This window comes from Mesorhizobium sp. CNPSo 4670 (genome assembly GCF_057784235.1).
On sequence record NZ_JBWJFQ010000017.1, the window covers coordinates 12,417 to 29,131 of the forward strand.

Below are 16,715 nucleotides of genomic sequence, written 5' to 3' on the forward strand. Positions count from 1 at the left end.
ATGCTCTCCCAGATTTGAAGGCTCTGATGGGAGGCAGTGAACAGGAGGACAGATCTGTCAGCTTTGATGCCGGTCAAACGAAAGGTTGATTTCCAAAGCTGCAAATTTAGGTCACCCACCCGACCATTTGATCCTCATCAACGCCCTCCCAACGCACCTCTCCATAATCGGACCTTCAACCGAGCGAGCGCGGCCCGCTCCCAAGCAGAGGTGCAATCATGAACAATAATATCTTGAGGCAGGACATCATCGATGAACTGGAGTTCCAGCCGAGCATCGACGCGGCCAATATAGGAGTTACGGTCGACAACGGCGTGGTCACGCTGACCGGCCATGTATCGACCTATGCGCAGAAGGCAGCCACGGAGGAGGTGGTACGCCGCGTCAAAGGTGTGAAGGGTATCGCGCAGGAGATCGAAGTGCGGCCTGTCGGCAGCAATCTGACGGCCGACGACGAGATCGCCAAACGCGCCCTACACTCGATCAGCTGGAATACCGTCGTCCCCGACGGAGCGGTACAGGTCAGGGTCCAGAACGGCTGGGTGACACTCACCGGCAAGGTGGAGTGGCAGTATCAGAGATCCGCAGCGTTCGCCGCGATCCGATATCTGGCTGGCGTTCTCGGGGTACACAACAGCATCGAGGTGCTGCCGCATGCGACGGCGTCGGATGTGAAAAAGCGCATCGAAGACGCCTTGAAGCGCAGCGCGGAAGTCGAGTCGAAAGCGATAGAAGTCAGCGTGTCCGACGGCAAGGTAACCCTGAAAGGCAAGGTCAACAGCTGGGCCGAACGTCGCACGACAGAGCGCGCCGCCTGGGCTGTGCCTGGCGTACGCGTGGTGGAAGACCACCTTACAATCGCGTGATGCGTCGAAACGTCAAAGGGAAGCGAGCATGACCTGCTCCCCTTGTTCCTTGCGGATAACGCGGGAGTTGTCATGAGAGCGATGATGCTCGAAAGCGTCGACATGCCCTTGAAACTGGTTGACATGCCCGATCCCATAGCTGGGCCGGGTGAGATCAGGTTGAAAGTCGAGGCATGCGCTGTCTGTCGGACCGATCTCCATGTCATTGATGGTGACCTGCGTCATCCAAAACTGCCGCTCATTCCGGGTCACGAAATCGTCGGTATCATCGATTCTGTCGGCAAGGGCGTGGCGCGTTCCAGGATCGGACACCGCGTTGGCGTGCCCTGGCTTGGACACACCTGCGGGCATTGTCCTTACTGTGTCGCAGAGAATGAAAATCTCTGCGATCAGCCAGACTTCACGGGCTATACGCGCGACGGCGGCTTCGCAAGCCATGTCATAGCTGATGCGCGTTTCGCCTTCGATCTGGACCCGGAGGCCGACCCCGTACCCCTGGCGCCGTTGCTTTGCGCTGGCCTGATCGGCTGGCGATGCCTGAAGAAGGCGGGGGACGGCAAGCGGCTCGGACTCTATGGTTTCGGCGCCGCCGCACACATCGTCGCCCAGATCGCCTCCTGGCAGGGTCGTGAGATCTTCGCTTTCGCTCGGCCGGGTGACGAGCAAGCACAGGTATTCGCACGCTCGCTCGGTGCGACCTGGGCAGGTGGGTCGGATGAATCACCGCCCAAGCACCTCGATGCCGCAATCATCTTCGCTCCTGTGGGTGACCTGGTGCCGATCGCGCTTGGTGCCGTCCGCAAGGGTGGCCGGGTGGTTTGCGGCGGCATTCACATGAGTGACATTCCGGCGATGGCCTACGAATTGCTCTGGGAAGAGCGCGAACTGGTGTCGGTCGCAAACCTGACGCGCCGCGACGCGGAAGAGTTCTTTCCCATTGCGAGACGCGCGCAGGTGCGCACGCATACGAAGGTCTATCCGCTGGAAAGGGCCAACGAGGCGTTGGGAGATCTGAGGGAAGGGAGATTGAACGGCGCAGCCGTCCTGGTGCCGTGATCGGCATGCGCCAGCCTTATCTGGCCTGTTGTCCCAGTCTGGGCATTTGCCGGATCCAGTTCGCGCGGGTCGCATCGCTGACGGCAGCGACCAGCCGAACAAGGTCTCGCGCACCGGGCTGCGGAAGACTTGGCAATCTTGACGTGCTGCGGTCTCGGTCAGTGCGGCCAACATTATGGCCAGCAGCCCATGCGTGCCGCACTAAGAGGTCGAACACAAGGGAGAGCCGTTGACGGATGTTCACGAATGATCCCCGGCTCCCGTTGGACTCGCTCAAAAGCGCAGTCGCCTCCCCGACGTGTGACTTTGCCGTATTGCCGAGGTTCCGCCTGCGCGATCATAGCTAGACTGGGGCCGGTCAGACGAGGGCACGACGGCCAGTGATCTTCTCGATGTTGATGCGGAAGAAGAGGTGAGGCGGACTGGCCACCTTGTCCTCGGAGTGAGGTGTCTCGCTGCCAGGCTCCCACCAGTTGGGGCGCGCTTTCTGCAACAGCGACCAGGCATGGTCGCGCTCATTCTGCCGCGGGCCCGCTTCGGCCAGTTCTTCGTAGAGGCCGAAAGCAACGACACTCCACCAGCTGCGAGGGTTGGCAATCTCGTCGACTTCGAAGCAGACCTGAGGATGTTCGCGCATCGCCCGGACCTTCTGGCCGATCAGGGAGAAGCTGTAGATGTGGCTGTTCTCGTAAACGAAGCTGATCGGCACGACGTACGGCATCCCGTCCCTTAAGCACGCGAGGTGCCCGACCCTGCTGTCGGCCAGGTGCATCCTGCATTCTTGGGCGGTCATCTCAGTGACGGTCACGGGACTCCCCAGGTGAAAGGGCCAGCTTCACTTTGTGCATCTCGATGCAGGCTGCGCCGGACTTAGGCACCTCCTTGTTTGGCCGTCTCGAGAAATCGATCGGCGAAGTCGGCGAGTGCGTTCCAGTCAGTGAATTCGTGATCGCGCTCGGGGCTCGGGCCGCCGCTCTTCATGACGACGAATTTGACGAACTGCTCCTGAAAGTAATCGTACTTGGTGAAGCGCAATGCGCCCCCGAGAAGAAGGGTCATGCGTGGTTGCCACCCTGTCACGGAGACGAAGCGATCCACATACTTTTGAGCCTCCGTCTTCTGGTCTTCCAGCGCCGCCGACAGACTGACGGATATGAGGGCCGAGGGCCTGGTGCTCAGCGCCTCATGATGCGCAAATACGAAGTTCGTGACGGTTTCCTGGTGGTGCTCCTGGTGGACCGACGCGGCAATGACGAACGCGTCGAAGTGTCCGAGCTTCAAATCGGATGCGAGCGCTGTGCTATCCAGCAGCTCGACCTGGTGCCCGCGCTCGCGAATACGCGTTGCCGCCCGTGCTGAAATCTTCTCCGTCTGCCCTTCGGTCGTTCCATAGACAATCAGGACGTTCACGATGTCCCTCCGATAGCGGACGAGACATTCGTAGGGACGGTTGATACGAGCCAACCCGGCATGCCGGTACCTCAATGCTTCGCAGCAGCAATTGACCGCATTATAGCACCATGGAACAGGCTTCACGAACCGCTTTTCGCTGCGACCTGGGTGCCTAGAGCACGAAGAACCCGATCGTGGCCAGAGCCATGATCAGCACCGCAAGCCATCCGACAGCCTTCCCATGACGCGCGGGCTACTGGCCATCATCACCATGATTGCCATCAGTGGGACCGCAAGTATGCCATTGATGACCGCTGTCCAGTAGAGCGCGCGGATTGGATCGAGTGCGGTAAAGCTGACGACAACACTGCCGAGGGTTGCTGCGATAATCGTTGCATAGAACGCCTTGGCCTCACGGGGCGGTCGATCCAGCCCCTCGGGCCAGCGGAACATCTCGGCGACGGCATAGGCAGCCGAGCCGGCAAGCACCGGGACGGCCAGCATGCCGGTGCCGATGATGCCGGCGGCGAAAACCGCGAAGGTGACTTCGCCGGCAATCGGCCGGAGCGCCTCTGCCGCCTGCGCTGAAGTCTCAATCTGCGCAGTACCGTTGGCGTGGAGGGTGGCTGCGGTGGCGATGATGATGAACAAAGCGATGAGATGGGAGAATGCCATGCCGAAAAGCGTATCTGTTCGAATGCGGGCGAGCTCGGCACCCGCCGTACGCGGATGAGTACTGAGCCGTACAAGGTGGCGACGATGCAGCTCCTCCACTTCCTCACCGGCTTGCCAGAAGAAGAGGTAAGGGCTGATCGTTGTGCCGAGAACAGCCACTAGGGCCATGGCATGGTCGTGATCCAAGGCGAATTGCGGAATGAGTGCGCCGCGCAGCGCTGCGGCCCACGGCACGTCCACAGCCAGCACCACCGCGACGTAAGCAAACAGGGAGAGGGTTAGCCACTTCAGGATGGTCACATAGCGCTTGTAGGCAATGAAGATCTCAAGGCCGGTGCAGAGCAGTCCGAAGGCTGCGGCGTAGAGGAACTGAGACCCACCGACGAGAAGCTTAAATGCGGCTCCCATCGCCGCCAGATCAGCGCCGATGTTGATGAAGTTGGCGACGAGCAACAGGAGAACGGCAAAACGCATCACCCAAGGCGGATAGTGTCGCCTCAGGTTCTGCGCGATGCCTTGACCGGTCACGGCGCCGATGCCCGCACTGATCCCCTGGATCACGACCAGGAGGGGGTAGCTGAACGGTATTGTCCAGCCGAGCGCGTAGCCGAATTGCGCGCCCACCTGGCTGTAAGTGGCGATGCCGCTGGGGTCATCGTCTGCCGCGCCGGTGATGAGACCGGGTCCCAACGTGCGCAAGAAGCTGGTGCGCCGACGCGGCGAGTCATCGGGCAACATTGATGATTGATGCTCCATCTCAGTCCGCTCTCTCGCCGCAACGCGTCCCGCCCGGCGTCGTTTCAGTTCGCATTTGGTTCGATGTAACCTGTCGCTGGTTGCGTCCAAACAATGAAAACACTGGCAATGCACTGATACATTGGACGTGGGTTCTTATGTACTCCTCATGTCGAATGGCAGGCTGTTGTGCGTGATGGAACCACGTTCGCAACGTCCGCAGTTTGTTGATGAACGGACCTTAGGGGGTACATCCGCGAAGTGACACGGCTGGCGCTCGTCGCTCGTTGCGATCGACGGAACGAACTGCAGCTTTCAACACCATCTCGGCCATTTGCGACAGTCCACCGATTGATTTGGACCCTACAGCGCTCGCTCACCAAGCTTGCGCACCTGGCGGATCCACTTCGCGCGGGTCGCATCGCTGGCGCCGGCGACCATGCCGATCAGGGTCTCGCGCACCGGGAGGCAATAGACAAGAAATCAGCACTAGCTGCCTTGATACCGGTCAAATCCGTCTGCGAGCGGCAAATGGCAAGTTTGGGGTTCCTGGGAGCCCGGGAAAAGCGCTCGCTTATCGAGCTTGTGTCCGATCCACTCGCCAGATGTCGCATGGATGGCTTTCGCCGCCGCCGAACGAATGGCGACCGACTTGCGCCCCCGAGATCGTCGAGGGCGCGCGGATCGCTTGGTGCCTTGACAGATCGTCAGGCTATGTCCGTGGGCTCGGCTTTGCGTTTTCGCCCGGTGATCATGGCCCGGACCAGGTTTTCGCGATGGCGAAAGCTTGCCAGCGCGACGCCGCCCATATGGAAGAGGACCAGCAGGAGCAGGCCGTGCGCGACGAGGCTGTGTGCCGTCTCTACCCACGAGACGCCGAAATAAGCGTCCGTCGTCATCAGCCATCCGGTCATCGCGGTTAATCCCATCGCCCCAATCAAGGCGATCACCATTGCGCCGCCGGCCGGATTATGGCCGATGTAGCGGGCTTCGCGACCGCTCAGCAATGCTGAGAGGTAGCGCAGCACTGTTGCCGGATCACGCACGAATTGCGAGAAGCGCGCATAGGGGGTGCCCAGAACGCCCCACAACAGCCGCATCGCGACCAGCGCCGCCGCGGCGTAGCCAGCCCAATGATGGATGTCCTCGGAGGAATGCGAGGTCAGCCAGGCCGTGACGAAGCTGAGCACCAGCGCCCAGTGAAAACTTCGCACGACCAGGTCCCAGACGCGCACCATCTCTGGCGATGACCGCGCGTCCATGACTATCGAACCGTTCGGATCAATTTTCGCCGGCTTCGGCATTGTCGAGCTTTTCAAGGGTCTCGGCATTGTAGGCCAGGTTCACCTTCTTGCCGGCCTTGTCGACCGCATAGACTTCGTAGCAACCCTTCTCGACCTTGATCTGGCGGACGGTAAGTCCCTCGCCAGTCAACTGCGCCTCGAGCGTTGCCTTGGGCTTGAACTGTGATTTCGGGGCGGTGCTGCAGCTGCCGCCGGCGGCGAACGCCGGTCCTGCAACCATGCCGGCGAGGGTGGCGAGAACGAGTGTGCGATACATGATGGCTCCATTCGGGGGTTGGGCGCGGATGTTGCGCCTGCGGCTGGGATTTCGATCGGTCGTGTCAGACGGATATTTCACCGTCATTGGTGCGACATAGCCAATTCAACCTGACAACTGGCTGACAGCTACATTGGCGCCGCCGATGGGCTCGCGCCGGTCGGTTTGATCTGGCGCAAGGACGGCGGGTGACGCGGCGAGCAGGATGACGGCCAGGATGTAGAGCACTTCTGCTGCTGTCCTGAAGGAGATCGCCATGAAAACCCTATTGAGGAGAGTTGCGCTCGGGCTTGCTGCCGCAATGCTCATGGCCGGCAGTGCCGGCGCCGTCAAGGCTGCTGCGATTGTCCAGGTCTCCCTGTGGGACAAGGGCGCGAGTACGGAGATGCCGATGGGTCTCGCTTATGCGGCGCCGGGCATTGATCTCGCCAAGGCGACCATGGGGATCAAGGCTTCCCCGGGTGCGGTGAAGGCCGGCGAGGTCACATTCAAAGTGAAGAATGACTCCAAGGACACCATTCACGAGATGATCGTGATGTACCTTGCCGCGCCCGGCAAGCTGCTTCCTTACCTTGAGGCCGAGAACCGGGTCGACGAAGACAAGTCCGGAGATAAGGGCGAGGTGTCGGAACTCGATCCCGGCAAATCAGGCACATTGACCGTCGATCTGAAGGCTGGACAATACCTGCTTATCTGCAACGTGCCAGGTCACTATGGGGCGGGCATGTGGGCTGAATTCACCGTCGATCCATAGGCCCTGAACTAGGCTCCCTGCTTAGAACTGTCGCAGTCTCGGCAAGCTTGCCGGGATCGCCAGTCTTGTCGCTTTGGCTGCCGCACAATAGCAAGGTAACCCTTGAAGGCAAGGTCAACACGAGATACGTGCCGCGATTTAAATTCACAACGAGCGCTGCCTGGCCCGTTCACCCAATTCACGCATCTGGCTGATCCACTTCGCGCGGGTCGCGTCGTCGCGCACCGGGCTGATGCCGACAAAATGCAGAATGCTTCGCTTCATGCCGGCAATGCCGTGTCCGAGGAACCATAGCCGATAGACAACGGAAGGCATGCCCATCGTCACCACGACGCGCGCCGAGCGGCCGCGAAGCAGCGTCCTGGTGAAGCCGCCGCCCTTGTCCGGGTAGGCGAAAGCCGTCCCTGGCCGCATCACCTGTTCCAGGAATGCCTTGAGCAGAGCCGGCATGGTTCCGAGCCACAGCGGAAAGACGAAGACGATGTGCTCGGCCCACACGATCGCCTCGGCTGCATCCCTCAGCTCGTCGGGAACCGTACCATGTTCGAACTCCTGCATCGTCCGCAGCATCGGAAAATCAAGCGCTGCCAGATCGACCCGCCGGACTGCGTGCCCCGCCTTTTCCGCGTCCTCGCCATAGGCGTTGGCAAGACCGCGGCAGAGCCGGTCCGGGGACGGGTCGGGATGGCCGACCACAATCAGGATGCGTCGCGACATGGTGGTCTACTCCCAGCGAGCGTGGCGTTGCCGCGTCAGGGGCGCTCGACCCTTGCCACCTGGTAGGTGTGCATGGCGCCGTTGCGCTCGATCGACAGGTACTCACCGGTCACAAACCGTTCGTCGCCGAGATGGAAGCCGATCTCGTCGTCGCGATCACCTTCGGCATAGTCGAAATACCACTGTCCACCGGGCTTGCGCCTCAGCCGGCCGATCAGATCCTCCTCGCCGGTGCGAAAGCGACGAACACGGCAAGAGGCCCTGTGCGACTTCCACTCTTCCGCATCGATCCGGCCTTCGCCGGTCAATGGAGCCAGCACGTCGTAGCCTTCTTCACGGTCGCCTTCCGGGTGGCCCTTTTCACGCGCGAGCAGCAGCCGGACATTGCGGAATTTCGGGGTGAGGTCCTTCAAACTGGTCATGGCGAACTCCTTTCACGGAGTTTCATAGAGCGGTGGCGGGACCTGGCCCTTGATCCGCATCAAAGAAGGCTCGAGAACAACACTTCTATCCAGGACCGAGCAACAGGAGGGCGCAGATGCCCATGGTCGCGGCGATCAGGGTTGTGACGGCCAGTGGCAACCAGAACCAGACCGGACCGGCAAATACTGCAAGCGACAGGCGACCGATCGCGTTTGCTGCCAGCGCCGCGAGCACGGCCTGGCCCACGGTCTCGACAGGCACGGAATGCTTGACCAGGCGCAGCGCCCCAAGCACCGAGACATCGACATCGAATGCGCCGGCCAGCGCCGAACTCGCCAACAGACCGCGCCCACCGAATTGAGCGGCCAGCCCGGCACTCCCGGTCGCGACGATCGCAAAGAGCAAGGCGAAGAGCAGCAGCGGGCCCAGTTCGAATGGATTGCGCGCGATAGCGCTGCCTTCACCGTCCCCGCTGTCGCGAGTCATCAGCAACGCGCCGCAGACAGCGAAGGCGAGCGCTGCGGCAATCGCCGGAATGGCGACCGATGCGAGCACGCTTGGCTCGACGATCGAAACCACGGTGCAGACGCGGAGCACCGAAACCATTGCAGCCAGGGATGCCGCCCCAGCGAGCGGCAGCGGATTGCTTGCCGATGCGGCATTGCGGGCAAGCGCCAGGGTCACCGCCGTCGAAGAGACGATCGCACCGGTGAGCGAACTGACCAGCAGACCACGGGTATTTCCCAGAATGCGAACAGCCACGTAGCCGGCGAACGAAATAGAGGCCATCAGCACCATCAGGAACCAAACTTCCCAAGGATTGAAACCGCCCCACGGGTCCATCGTCCGGTTTGGCAGCAGGGGCAAGACGATCGCCGTCATCACCGCCAGGATCAGCGCCGAACGGAGTTCGACCCAGGTCAGTCGCTTCAAAAGACCGTGCAGGACCTCGCGGCTGGCCAGGATTGCCGCCAATGCCGCCCCACCGGCAGCAGCAGCCCGATAATCGCCTGCGACGGAAAGCGCGCCAAGGGCAAAAACGCCCAGGCCCGCGATCACGCTCGTGACACTGAAATCCTCATCATGGACAGCCTCGCGCGCCTTGTACCAGGCGAAGATTGCCGCAAAGGCGATGAAGCCGCCGACCAGTACGGATACCGCGCCGAGCGCATCGGCGAGTGCGGCGAGCACGCCGCCGAGCAAGCCGGATATGCCGAATGTCCGGATGCCGGCCGTGCGACTGCGATCGGGTGCATCCCGCTCCTGCCAGCCGCGCTCCAAACCGACGAGAAGACCTATTGCAAGGGCCAGTCCCAACCGGGCGATGAGCGGTTCCATTGGCGGCAACTTTCAGGCAGCGACCGTCGGCAGGCGGTCGCGAATCCACCTGACGATCTGGCCTGCCGTCAGTGCGCCGGATGTGCGCGCGATTTCGCGCCTGCCATGAAAGAGGATCATGGTCGGGATGCTGCGAATGCCGAGCCTGGCAGCAACAGCCTGCTCATTGTCGGAATTGAGTTTGATCAGGCGGACATGCGGCTCGAGCTCACTTGCTGCTGCTTCATAGGCCGGCGCCATCATTTTGCAGGGGCCACACCACGGTGCCCAGATGTCGACGACAACGGGCAGGCTGCTGCGCGCGATCTGATTATCGAAGATCGCGGCATCGACATCTTCGGGATGCCCCGAAAACAGCCGGTTCCCGCACTTTCCGCATTTCGCCTCTATGGCATTGCGGCCCAGTGGCAGGCGGTTGACCCCACCACATTTGCTGCAAACCACCAGATTCTGCTGTGCCATGGTCATTTACCGATCTTGCTCTCGACCACTATGCGCGCCACAGATGTCCATCGCCAAGGGTGCGCAACGCGTTCAGGATAACCGCTACGTCAATCCCTTCCTGCAGTAGCGCTCCGGCAACCGGAGTGATCAGGCCCATGGCCGCGGCAACCATTGCCAGCCCCGATAGCGCCAGACCGGCGATGATGCTTTGCAAGGCGATCGACCGCGTTCGCCGCGCGATCCGAACCGCATCGGCCACGGGCTGCAGCCTGTCGGTCAGCACGATGACGTCAGCCGCCTCGGAGGAGGCGGTGGCACCACGTGCGCCCATGGCGACACCGACCGTCGCGGCCGCCAGGGCGGGGGCGTCGTTGATGCCGTCCCCGACCATCATCGTCGGCGCCAAGGCTTTCTCGGATTCGACCGTCGCGACTTTTTCGGCAGGGGTCGCATCGGCGACAATGGCGTCGAGGTCGAGCCGGGCGGAGATGCGCTTGGCCGCCACGCCGTCGTCGCCTGTGAGCATAATCACGCGCGCAATGCCGGCTGAGCGCAGCTTGCCGAGTGCATCATGCGCATCAACACGCAGGGCATCGCCGAACGTGAAAACACCGGCAAGCCGTCCGCCGAGGGTTACAAAAACCCTGAGCACCGGCTCGTCCCGGTATTTTTCTTCGCCGACTTTCGCCCAGCCGGGCAGCGGCTTGTCGGCGAGCACGAGAGCCCGCGATCCCGCCGCGATCGACATGTTGTCGACCTTGCCCTTCAGGCCTGCGCCGCGATGCTCGCGGACATCACGCGGATGCGAAAGCATCAGCTGTCTGCCGCGCGCCGCCCGGATGATCGAGTCGGCGAGCACGTGGTGCGAGGCCTGTTCCAGGGAAGCCAAGAGCCGCAGCAAATGGTTCGCGTCACGGCCGGGTGCGGCTTCGATTTCGATGAGCTCGGCGCCGCCGATGGTCAAGGTCCCCGTCTTGTCGAAGATCGCGGTTCGGACTTGCGCAAGGGCCTCCAGAGCCGCGCTGCCTTTCATCAGGATGCCGGCGCGCGCGGCGCGGGACACGCCGCCGATGAAGGCAACCGGTGCCGCAAGGATGAGCGGGCAAGGTGTCGCGACCACCAGCACGGCCAGCGCCCGGATTGGATCGCCGGAGATGTACCAGGCGGCACCGGAAACCAGCAAAGTGGCTGGCAGCAGGAACAGGGCGAAGCGGTCGGCCATACGGATGAACGGGGATTTCGCCGTCTGCGCCGCAGCCACCATGCGTACGATCGCGGCATAGGTGCTCTGCTCTGCCGAGGCAGAAGCCTGCATGCTGAAGGGCTCGCCCGCATTGATGGTGCCGCTGCGCAGCATATCGCCCGCTGTCCGCCGTTCCGGCAGCGGCTCACCGGTCACCGCCGACTCGTCGAGCGAGGCCGAAGCATCGAGCAGGATCCCATCGACGGGGAGCAGTTCCCCGGCCTGGACAAGAAGCTCGTCGCCGACGGCGACGTCTTCGACGGAGATGGTCTCGGTCCCCAGCTTTGACGTTCGATGGGCGACACGCGGGGACCGGTCGGTCAATGCCTTCAGGTTCCGTTCCGCGCGGCCGCGGGCGAAATCCTCAAGCACCGTGCCGCCGGCATACATGATCGCAACCACCACGGCCGCCAGAGGTTGCCCAAGCAGGAGCGCGGCGGACATCGATACCAAGGCAATCGCATCGACGCCGAAGCGGCCGATCCAGAAATCACGCAGAATGGAGAGGGCGAGAGCCGCCACCACGGGCAAGGTCGCTATCGCCCAGATCGTGTCGGCCTCAAGAGGGCCGAGCCCCGTTCGCCACACTCCGATCCCAACGGCGAGGCCCAGGATGGCGATGACCAGCAATGCGCGCCGCAGGTTGGACTCGTTCATCCGATGTCCCTCAACCTTGATGGCCCCTGGCCCTAGAGTTCGCGGACCATCTCCTCGAGCAGTCGCCGCACATCATTCGCGACCTGCGCAAGCTCGCGATTGCCGATAGCGCCCATTGAAGCGACCGGATCCACCGCTGCGACCTCCACCTTTCCCGGTCCGACCTCCGTGACGATGACATTGCAGGGCAGCATGGTTCCGATCTTGTCTTCGGCCTGAAGCGCCCGCCATGCGAAATGCGGATTGCACGCGCCCAGGATCACATAGGGCCTGAAATCTGCGCCAAGCTTGGCTTTCATGGTCTGCTGGACATCGATCGAGGTCAGAACGCCAAACCCCTTGCTTGCGAGCTTGTCGGTCACGTGGTCGATCGCCGCTGTGAACGGCATGGCGACGATCTTGCTGAAATAGTAACTCATCCGACTCTCCAATCGTTGATCGCTGTAGCTCGTCGCCACTTTGCGAGCGACCTTGCGCAAGAGCTAATCGCGATAACCGGAGAACGCTTTGATCCAACGCAACGAACGGGCAAGATCGACTGACGATGATCGCCAGGAACAGGAGACACTAGGGGTGACGATCCGAAATCTCGACCATGCGTTCGCTCCGAAGTCGGTTGCCGTGTTCGGGGCATCGGCGCGCAACGGCTCGGTGGGCCGTGTCGTCTTCGACAACATCGTCAATGGCGGCTTTGCGGGCGAGATCTGGCCGGTCAACCCGAAATATTCGCAAGTGGCCGGTCGACGCTGCTATGCGAAGGCGGCCGACCTGCCGGGTGTTCCAGACCTTGGTGTCATCGTCACACCGCCGGACACTGTTCCCGGCATCGTGCGCGAGCTCGGCGACAAGGGCACACGGTCGGCGGTCGTGATCACCGCCGGGCTTACGCGCGAGAACGGCCTGCGTCAGGCCATGCTCGACGCTGCCAAGCCCAATCTTTTCCGCATCATCGGGCCGAACACGGTCGGTCTGGTGATCCCGCCTTTGAAGCTCAATGCCGGATTTGCGCATATGGCCGCCAAGCCTGGCAACATCGCGCTGCTGTCGCAATCCGGCGCAATTGCCACGTCGCTGATCGACTGGGCGGCTGACAATAATGTCGGCTTCTCGCAGATCGTCTCCCTGGGTGACATGGCGGATGTCGACGTGGGAGATTGTCTCGACATGCTAGCGGGCGACATGCACACACGCGCCATCGTGATGTATCTCGAAACAATTCCCAATCCGCGCAAGTTCATCTCAGCCGCCCGTGCGGCGGCACGGGTCAAGCCGGTGATCGCGATCAAGTCGGGTCGGCACGAGCAATCGGCCAAAGCGGCCGCGACCCACACCGGCGCGCTTTCGGGGGCTGACCGTGTCGCAGACGCGGCATTGCTGCGCGCAGGCATCCTGCGTGTCAAAGGCCTGACCGAGCTGTTTGATGCCGCTGAAACGATCGCCCGCTTCACTCCGCTCAAACGAGCCCGCGTCGGCATCGTCACCAATGGCGGCGGGGCAGGGGTATTGGCCATCGATCAACTCATCGACTGCAAAGGGGAATTGGCCGCGCTATCACCCGCCACCATCCAACGCCTGAATGCCGTATTGCCTCCAATATGGTCGCACGCCAATCCGGTCGACATCATCGGCGATGCCCCGCCAGAGCGTTACAAGGCCGCCGTCGAAGCTGTAGCGGCAGACCCCGGAACGGACGTTGTCCTGGTGATGAATTGTCCAACGGGGCTGGGTTCGGCGCTTGCCGCGGCAAGCGCGGTGGCGGAAACCACAAGGGAAGGGATGATTGCCGGCAAACCGGTCCTGACCTGCTGGCTCGGTGAACACACGGCGCGCGCCGGGCGGCAAATCCTTCAGGATGCCGGCATTGCCAGTTTTGAAACGCCGGCTGACGCGGCAACAGCCGTCTCCTACCTCAGCGAATGGTCGCGTGCCCAGCGGGCATTGATGCGCACGCCGTCGAGCCGCAGCGAGGACATCACGAGCGACAGGGAAGCCGTGCTCGCCATATTCAGGCAGGTCGCGAGGGAGGGCCGGCGAATGCTGACCGAGCCCGAAGCCAAGGCAGCAATTTCCGCCTACGGCATCCCGGTACCCGAGACGATCGTTGCCAGATCTCCTGCTGAAGCGAAAGCGGCGGCCGGCCAACTCCTCAAGACGTCTGAACAGGTCGTCGTCAAGCTGCTGTCCAAGGCGATCTCGCACAAGTCGGACATTGGCGGGGTGGTGCTCAGCATTGCCGACGCCGCCGCTGCCGGGGAGGCCGCACAGGCAATCGAGGCGCGTGTGCGCAAACACGCACCGCAAGCCGATATTGAAGGCTATGCCGTTCAGCCGATGGTGGTGCGAAAACAGGCGCAGGAACTTATCCTCGGCATGAGCCGGGATCCGATCTTCGGGCCGGCCATCCTGTTTGGAGCTGGCGGCGTCGCGGTCGAGGTTATGGATGATACAGCGATCGCATTGCCACCGCTCGACGACGTTCTTGCCGGTGACCTGATCGCGCAAACGCGGATCGGCCGCCTGCTTGCCGGGTTCCGCGATCGCAAGCCGGCCGATCGGCAAGCGATCATCGCGGCCCTCAACGGCTTGTCGCAGATGACCGTCGACTTTCCGTGCCTCGTTTCGATGGATATCAACCCGCTGCTGGCCGACGCCGAGGGCGTGGTTGCGCTCGACGCCCGCATCGAGATCGCGCCGGAACGGGTGGAAGAGGTGGGCCCGAACCCCGCTCTCGCCATCAGGCCTTATCCGTCGGGTTGGGAGAAGGCGTTTTCCGGTGGCGGCACGCACTATCACATCCGGCCGATCAAGCCGGCCGACATCGCGCTCTATCCCGAATTCCTTGCCAGGATTTCGCCTGACGATCTGCGCCTGCGTTTTCTGTCGCCGCGCAAAAGCTTCTCCGACCAGATGTTGAAGCGGCTCACCCAACTCGACTACGATCGCAACATGGCTTTCATCGCTCTGGAGACGAGCACAGGATTGCTGGCGGGTATCAGCCGCCTGTCTTGCGATCCGGACCACGCTGTCGCCGAATACGCCTTGCTGGTGCGCACGGATTTGCAAGGTCACGGTCTGGGTTGGGAATTGCTCAAGCAAATCGTAGATTATGCAAAGGCCGATGGGATCGGCCGGATCGAAGGCATTGTGCTCAGCGAAAACACCAAGATGCTGGCCATGTGCCGCGAATTTGGCTTTTCGGTAACGCATCATCCAAGCGAACCCGGCCTCGTCGAGGCAATACTCGATCTGCGTTGAGGTCGATCACCTTGCCGTCATGAGGCTGTGCGCAGGATTTCGGAGGCGTCGCTATCGGAAAACCTTGTCAACTCCGCGACGATATCGGCAGGCTTCCGATCAGCGTCGACCTTGCGCCATGTGGATTGAGTGGCATTTCGCTGCAACTGTCGCGAGAGGATATCTATGGTGGCGTCGGAAGGACCTCCCTTGCGCTCGCTGACCCGTTGCCAGAGAACAAGCGGATCCGCTTCCAGCCAGAATCCAGAGCATGCGACGCCCCTGTCACTCGCCGCCTTCTCGATCCGATCGCGATCGGCAGGCCTGTCAAAGACGGCATCAGCGACAACCGATCCACCCTCCGCGAGGATCAGGCCGGCCCGCCACGCCATTTCACGGTAGACGCGGTCGGAGACTTCCGGCCGATAGGCTTTGTCCGGTAGGCGCGTTTCGGCCGGCACACCGTGCATGGCTTTGCGGATACGGTCGCTTTCGACGATGCGGGCGCCGGGCGGCACACCGACATGGGCGGCGAACGCCTCTGCAACGGTCGTCTTGCCGGAACCGCTGAGGCCGCCGATGGCAACGAGACGCGGCGGGGTTTCCTGGAGAAATGTCCGGGCAAGGTCGAAATAGGACCTGGCCTCGACAGTCAGTTTGTCGGAATCGGCACTGCCTTCCTCGACCTGGGTTGCTGTGACGTGGGCGCGCACGGCGGCCCGCACCGCCATGAAAAAGGGCAGCAGGATGAACCCGTCCTCGTCGTCGGCTTCGTCGAGATAGCGGTTCATCACAAGGTTGGCGAGCTGCGGAAAACCCCGGTGCCAAAGATCCATCAGCAGGAAGGCAAGATCGTACAAAACGTCGATGTTGGCGATCTGGTCATTGAATTCAATGCAATCGAAGAGGCGAGGCTCGCCGTCGAAAAGGCAGATGTTGCGCAGGTGCAGATCCCCATGGCACCGACGGATCTTGCCTGCGGCTTCGCGACGATCGAGCAATCCGGAATGCCGAGCAAGAGCGGTGCGGAAGGCCTCGGCAAAGGTCGTGCTTTCTGCTTTTGTGAAAACATGGCTGGTGGCAAAGCCGCCCTCGTTGATGTCGAGCACGCCCGCCATGTTGGACGATCCGCTGCCATTGTGGATTGCCGACGCGGCACGGTGATATCCCACGATCATGCGTGCTACGGCGGTCATCAGCGCTGGCGTCAGGTGTCCGGCGGTAGCCATGCGATCGAGGAGCCTCGACTGATCGAAGCGAACCATCGCGATCGCCGCATCGACCAGTCGGCCAGTGCCGTCAAAAGTCAGTTTGCCATCTGCCTCGCGTGTAATGTGACGCACACCCAGATAGAGGCCGGGCGCGGTCTTGGAGTTGAGTTCCACCTCTTTCTCGCAAGCGGCCAGCCTCAGTGCCGGCGTCGAGAAATCGACATAGGGGAGCTTCACTGCCCGCTTCATCTTGTAGGCGCGTTCGCCAGTCAGAAAAATACGCGAGATATGGGTCTCGATCGCCTCGACCGGCCAAGCTGCGGCGTATGAGGCAGGATCAAGCAGGAACGCGGTAACGGATTGCTGGTCATCAACGATCATGGACCGCCTCCCTGATGCTTGTGTCTTGC

17 protein-coding genes are annotated in these 16,715 nt (G+C 62.0%); 4 read left to right on the plus strand and 13 right to left on the minus strand.

Annotated elements, in window-relative coordinates; genetic code table 11:
* Positions 1 to 218: 218 nt before the first annotated feature.
* Both AC0ZT5_RS24650 and AC0ZT5_RS24655 read left to right on the plus strand, forming a co-directional pair.
* Positions 219 to 866: a BON domain-containing protein gene (locus AC0ZT5_RS24650; RefSeq protein ID WP_488498557.1), complete on the plus strand. Its 648-nt coding sequence runs from the start codon at positions 219 to 221 to the stop codon at positions 864 to 866.
* A 72-nt stretch (positions 867 to 938) separates the two neighbouring features.
* Positions 939 to 1,922 (plus strand): zinc-dependent alcohol dehydrogenase family protein, encoded by a 984-nt coding sequence (locus AC0ZT5_RS24655; RefSeq protein WP_488498558.1) that lies wholly within the window; start codon positions 939 to 941, stop codon positions 1,920 to 1,922.
* 358 nt (positions 1,923 to 2,280) lie between these two features.
* On the opposite strand, the gene AC0ZT5_RS24660 is transcribed toward AC0ZT5_RS24655, so the two are convergent.
* The 6 genes from AC0ZT5_RS24660 to AC0ZT5_RS24685 all read right to left on the minus strand — a co-directional run bounded on the left by AC0ZT5_RS24660 (position 2,281) and on the right by AC0ZT5_RS24685 (position 6,593).
* Positions 2,281 to 2,730 (minus strand): pyridoxamine 5'-phosphate oxidase family protein, encoded by a 450-nt coding sequence (locus AC0ZT5_RS24660; protein ID WP_488498559.1) that lies wholly within the window; start codon positions 2,728 to 2,730, stop codon positions 2,281 to 2,283.
* 62 nt (positions 2,731 to 2,792) lie between these two features.
* Positions 2,793 to 3,332, minus strand: coding sequence for a flavodoxin domain-containing protein (locus tag AC0ZT5_RS24665; RefSeq protein WP_488498560.1), 540 nt, complete (start codon positions 3,330 to 3,332; stop codon positions 2,793 to 2,795).
* A 192-nt stretch (positions 3,333 to 3,524) separates the two neighbouring features.
* Positions 3,525 to 4,727: an NRAMP family divalent metal transporter gene (locus AC0ZT5_RS24670; RefSeq protein WP_488498561.1), complete on the minus strand. Its 1,203-nt coding sequence runs from the start codon at positions 4,725 to 4,727 to the stop codon at positions 3,525 to 3,527.
* Positions 4,728 to 5,431: 704 nt separating this feature from the next.
* A complete protein-coding gene (locus AC0ZT5_RS24675) occupies positions 5,432 to 6,028 on the minus strand; it encodes a cytochrome b/b6 domain-containing protein (RefSeq protein ID WP_488498562.1) in 597 nt (198 codons plus the stop codon).
* A complete protein-coding gene (locus AC0ZT5_RS24680) occupies positions 6,006 to 6,284 on the minus strand; it encodes a PepSY domain-containing protein (RefSeq protein ID WP_477249671.1) in 279 nt (92 codons plus the stop codon). Before AC0ZT5_RS24680 ends, AC0ZT5_RS24675 begins: the two co-directional genes overlap by 23 nt.
* Before the next feature lie 105 nt (positions 6,285 to 6,389).
* On the minus strand, positions 6,390 to 6,593 hold the full coding sequence (locus AC0ZT5_RS24685; RefSeq protein WP_488498563.1) for a hypothetical protein: 204 nt from the start codon (positions 6,591 to 6,593) through the stop codon (positions 6,390 to 6,392).
* Between AC0ZT5_RS24685 and AC0ZT5_RS24690 the strand changes: the two genes are divergently transcribed.
* The gene (locus AC0ZT5_RS24690; RefSeq protein ID WP_488498564.1) at positions 6,592 to 7,038 is read left to right on the plus strand and encodes a sulfocyanin-like copper-binding protein; all 447 of its coding nucleotides are present in this window, start codon (positions 6,592 to 6,594) and stop codon (positions 7,036 to 7,038) included. The genes AC0ZT5_RS24685 and AC0ZT5_RS24690 overlap by 2 nt on opposite strands.
* Before the next feature lie 144 nt (positions 7,039 to 7,182).
* On the opposite strand, the gene AC0ZT5_RS24695 is transcribed toward AC0ZT5_RS24690, so the two are convergent.
* The 6 genes from AC0ZT5_RS24695 to AC0ZT5_RS24720 form a co-directional block, all read right to left on the minus strand.
* Positions 7,183 to 7,755, minus strand: a complete 573-nt coding sequence (locus tag AC0ZT5_RS24695; protein ID WP_488498565.1) for an NAD(P)H-dependent oxidoreductase — start codon at positions 7,753 to 7,755, stop codon at positions 7,183 to 7,185.
* A 35-nt stretch (positions 7,756 to 7,790) separates the two neighbouring features.
* Positions 7,791 to 8,177 carry a hypothetical protein gene (locus AC0ZT5_RS24700; RefSeq protein WP_488498566.1) on the minus strand — a complete coding sequence of 129 codons (387 nt, stop codon included), beginning with the start codon at positions 8,175 to 8,177 and terminating at the stop codon, positions 7,791 to 7,793.
* A gap of 85 nt (positions 8,178 to 8,262) precedes the next feature.
* Complete coding sequence (locus AC0ZT5_RS24705; protein ID WP_488498567.1) at positions 8,263 to 9,516, minus strand: MgtC/SapB family protein; 1,254 nt, start codon at positions 9,514 to 9,516, stop codon at positions 8,263 to 8,265.
* A 12-nt stretch (positions 9,517 to 9,528) separates the two neighbouring features.
* Positions 9,529 to 9,978 carry a thioredoxin TrxC gene (gene trxC / locus AC0ZT5_RS24710; RefSeq protein ID WP_488498669.1) on the minus strand — a complete coding sequence of 150 codons (450 nt, stop codon included), beginning with the start codon at positions 9,976 to 9,978 and terminating at the stop codon, positions 9,529 to 9,531.
* 28 nt (positions 9,979 to 10,006) lie between these two features.
* A complete protein-coding gene (locus AC0ZT5_RS24715) occupies positions 10,007 to 11,860 on the minus strand; it encodes a heavy metal translocating P-type ATPase (RefSeq protein ID WP_488498568.1) in 1,854 nt (617 codons plus the stop codon).
* 32 nt (positions 11,861 to 11,892) lie between these two features.
* Positions 11,893 to 12,279 carry a DUF302 domain-containing protein gene (locus tag AC0ZT5_RS24720; protein WP_436261611.1) on the minus strand — a complete coding sequence of 129 codons (387 nt, stop codon included), beginning with the start codon at positions 12,277 to 12,279 and terminating at the stop codon, positions 11,893 to 11,895.
* A 154-nt stretch (positions 12,280 to 12,433) separates the two neighbouring features.
* Between AC0ZT5_RS24720 and AC0ZT5_RS24725 the strand changes: the two genes are divergently transcribed.
* Complete coding sequence (locus AC0ZT5_RS24725; RefSeq protein WP_488498569.1) at positions 12,434 to 15,115, plus strand: bifunctional acetate--CoA ligase family protein/GNAT family N-acetyltransferase; 2,682 nt, start codon at positions 12,434 to 12,436, stop codon at positions 15,113 to 15,115.
* Positions 15,116 to 15,132: 17 nt separating this feature from the next.
* Here the strand turns inward: AC0ZT5_RS24725 and AC0ZT5_RS24730 are convergent, their stop codons facing one another.
* Positions 15,133 to 16,686, minus strand: a complete 1,554-nt coding sequence (locus AC0ZT5_RS24730) for a bifunctional aminoglycoside phosphotransferase/ATP-binding protein (protein ID WP_488498570.1) — start codon at positions 16,684 to 16,686, stop codon at positions 15,133 to 15,135.
* Positions 16,687 to 16,715 lie beyond the last annotated feature (29 nt).

Coding starts and splice junctions, on each gene's coding strand:
- AC0ZT5_RS24680 (WP_477249671.1), bottom strand. CDS start 6,284: ATGTATCGCACACTCGTTCTCGCCACCCTCGCCGGCATGGTTGCAGGA.
- AC0ZT5_RS24655 (WP_488498558.1), top strand. CDS start 939: ATGAGAGCGATGATGCTCGAAAGCGTCGACATGCCCTTGAAACTGGTT.
- AC0ZT5_RS24695 (WP_488498565.1), bottom strand. CDS start 7,755: ATGTCGCGACGCATCCTGATTGTGGTCGGCCATCCCGACCCGTCCCCG.
- trxC (WP_488498669.1), bottom strand. CDS start 9,978: ATGGCACAGCAGAATCTGGTGGTTTGCAGCAAATGTGGTGGGGTCAAC.
- AC0ZT5_RS24720 (WP_436261611.1), bottom strand. CDS start 12,279: ATGAGTTACTATTTCAGCAAGATCGTCGCCATGCCGTTCACAGCGGCG.
- AC0ZT5_RS24705 (WP_488498567.1), bottom strand. CDS start 9,516: ATGGAACCGCTCATCGCCCGGTTGGGACTGGCCCTTGCAATAGGTCTT.
- AC0ZT5_RS24700 (WP_488498566.1), bottom strand. CDS start 8,177: ATGACCAGTTTGAAGGACCTCACCCCGAAATTCCGCAATGTCCGGCTG.
- AC0ZT5_RS24730 (WP_488498570.1), bottom strand. CDS start 16,686: ATGATCGTTGATGACCAGCAATCCGTTACCGCGTTCCTGCTTGATCCT.
- AC0ZT5_RS24675 (WP_488498562.1), bottom strand. CDS start 6,028: ATGCCGAAGCCGGCGAAAATTGATCCGAACGGTTCGATAGTCATGGAC.
- AC0ZT5_RS24650 (WP_488498557.1), top strand. CDS start 219: ATGAACAATAATATCTTGAGGCAGGACATCATCGATGAACTGGAGTTC.
- AC0ZT5_RS24715 (WP_488498568.1), bottom strand. CDS start 11,860: ATGAACGAGTCCAACCTGCGGCGCGCATTGCTGGTCATCGCCATCCTG.
- AC0ZT5_RS24685 (WP_488498563.1), bottom strand. CDS start 6,593: ATGAGCATTGCGGCAGCAAGCCCGAGCGCAACTCTCCTCAATAGGGTT.
- AC0ZT5_RS24690 (WP_488498564.1), top strand. CDS start 6,592: ATGGCCGGCAGTGCCGGCGCCGTCAAGGCTGCTGCGATTGTCCAGGTC.
- AC0ZT5_RS24670 (WP_488498561.1), bottom strand. CDS start 4,727: ATGTTGCCCGATGACTCGCCGCGTCGGCGCACCAGCTTCTTGCGCACG.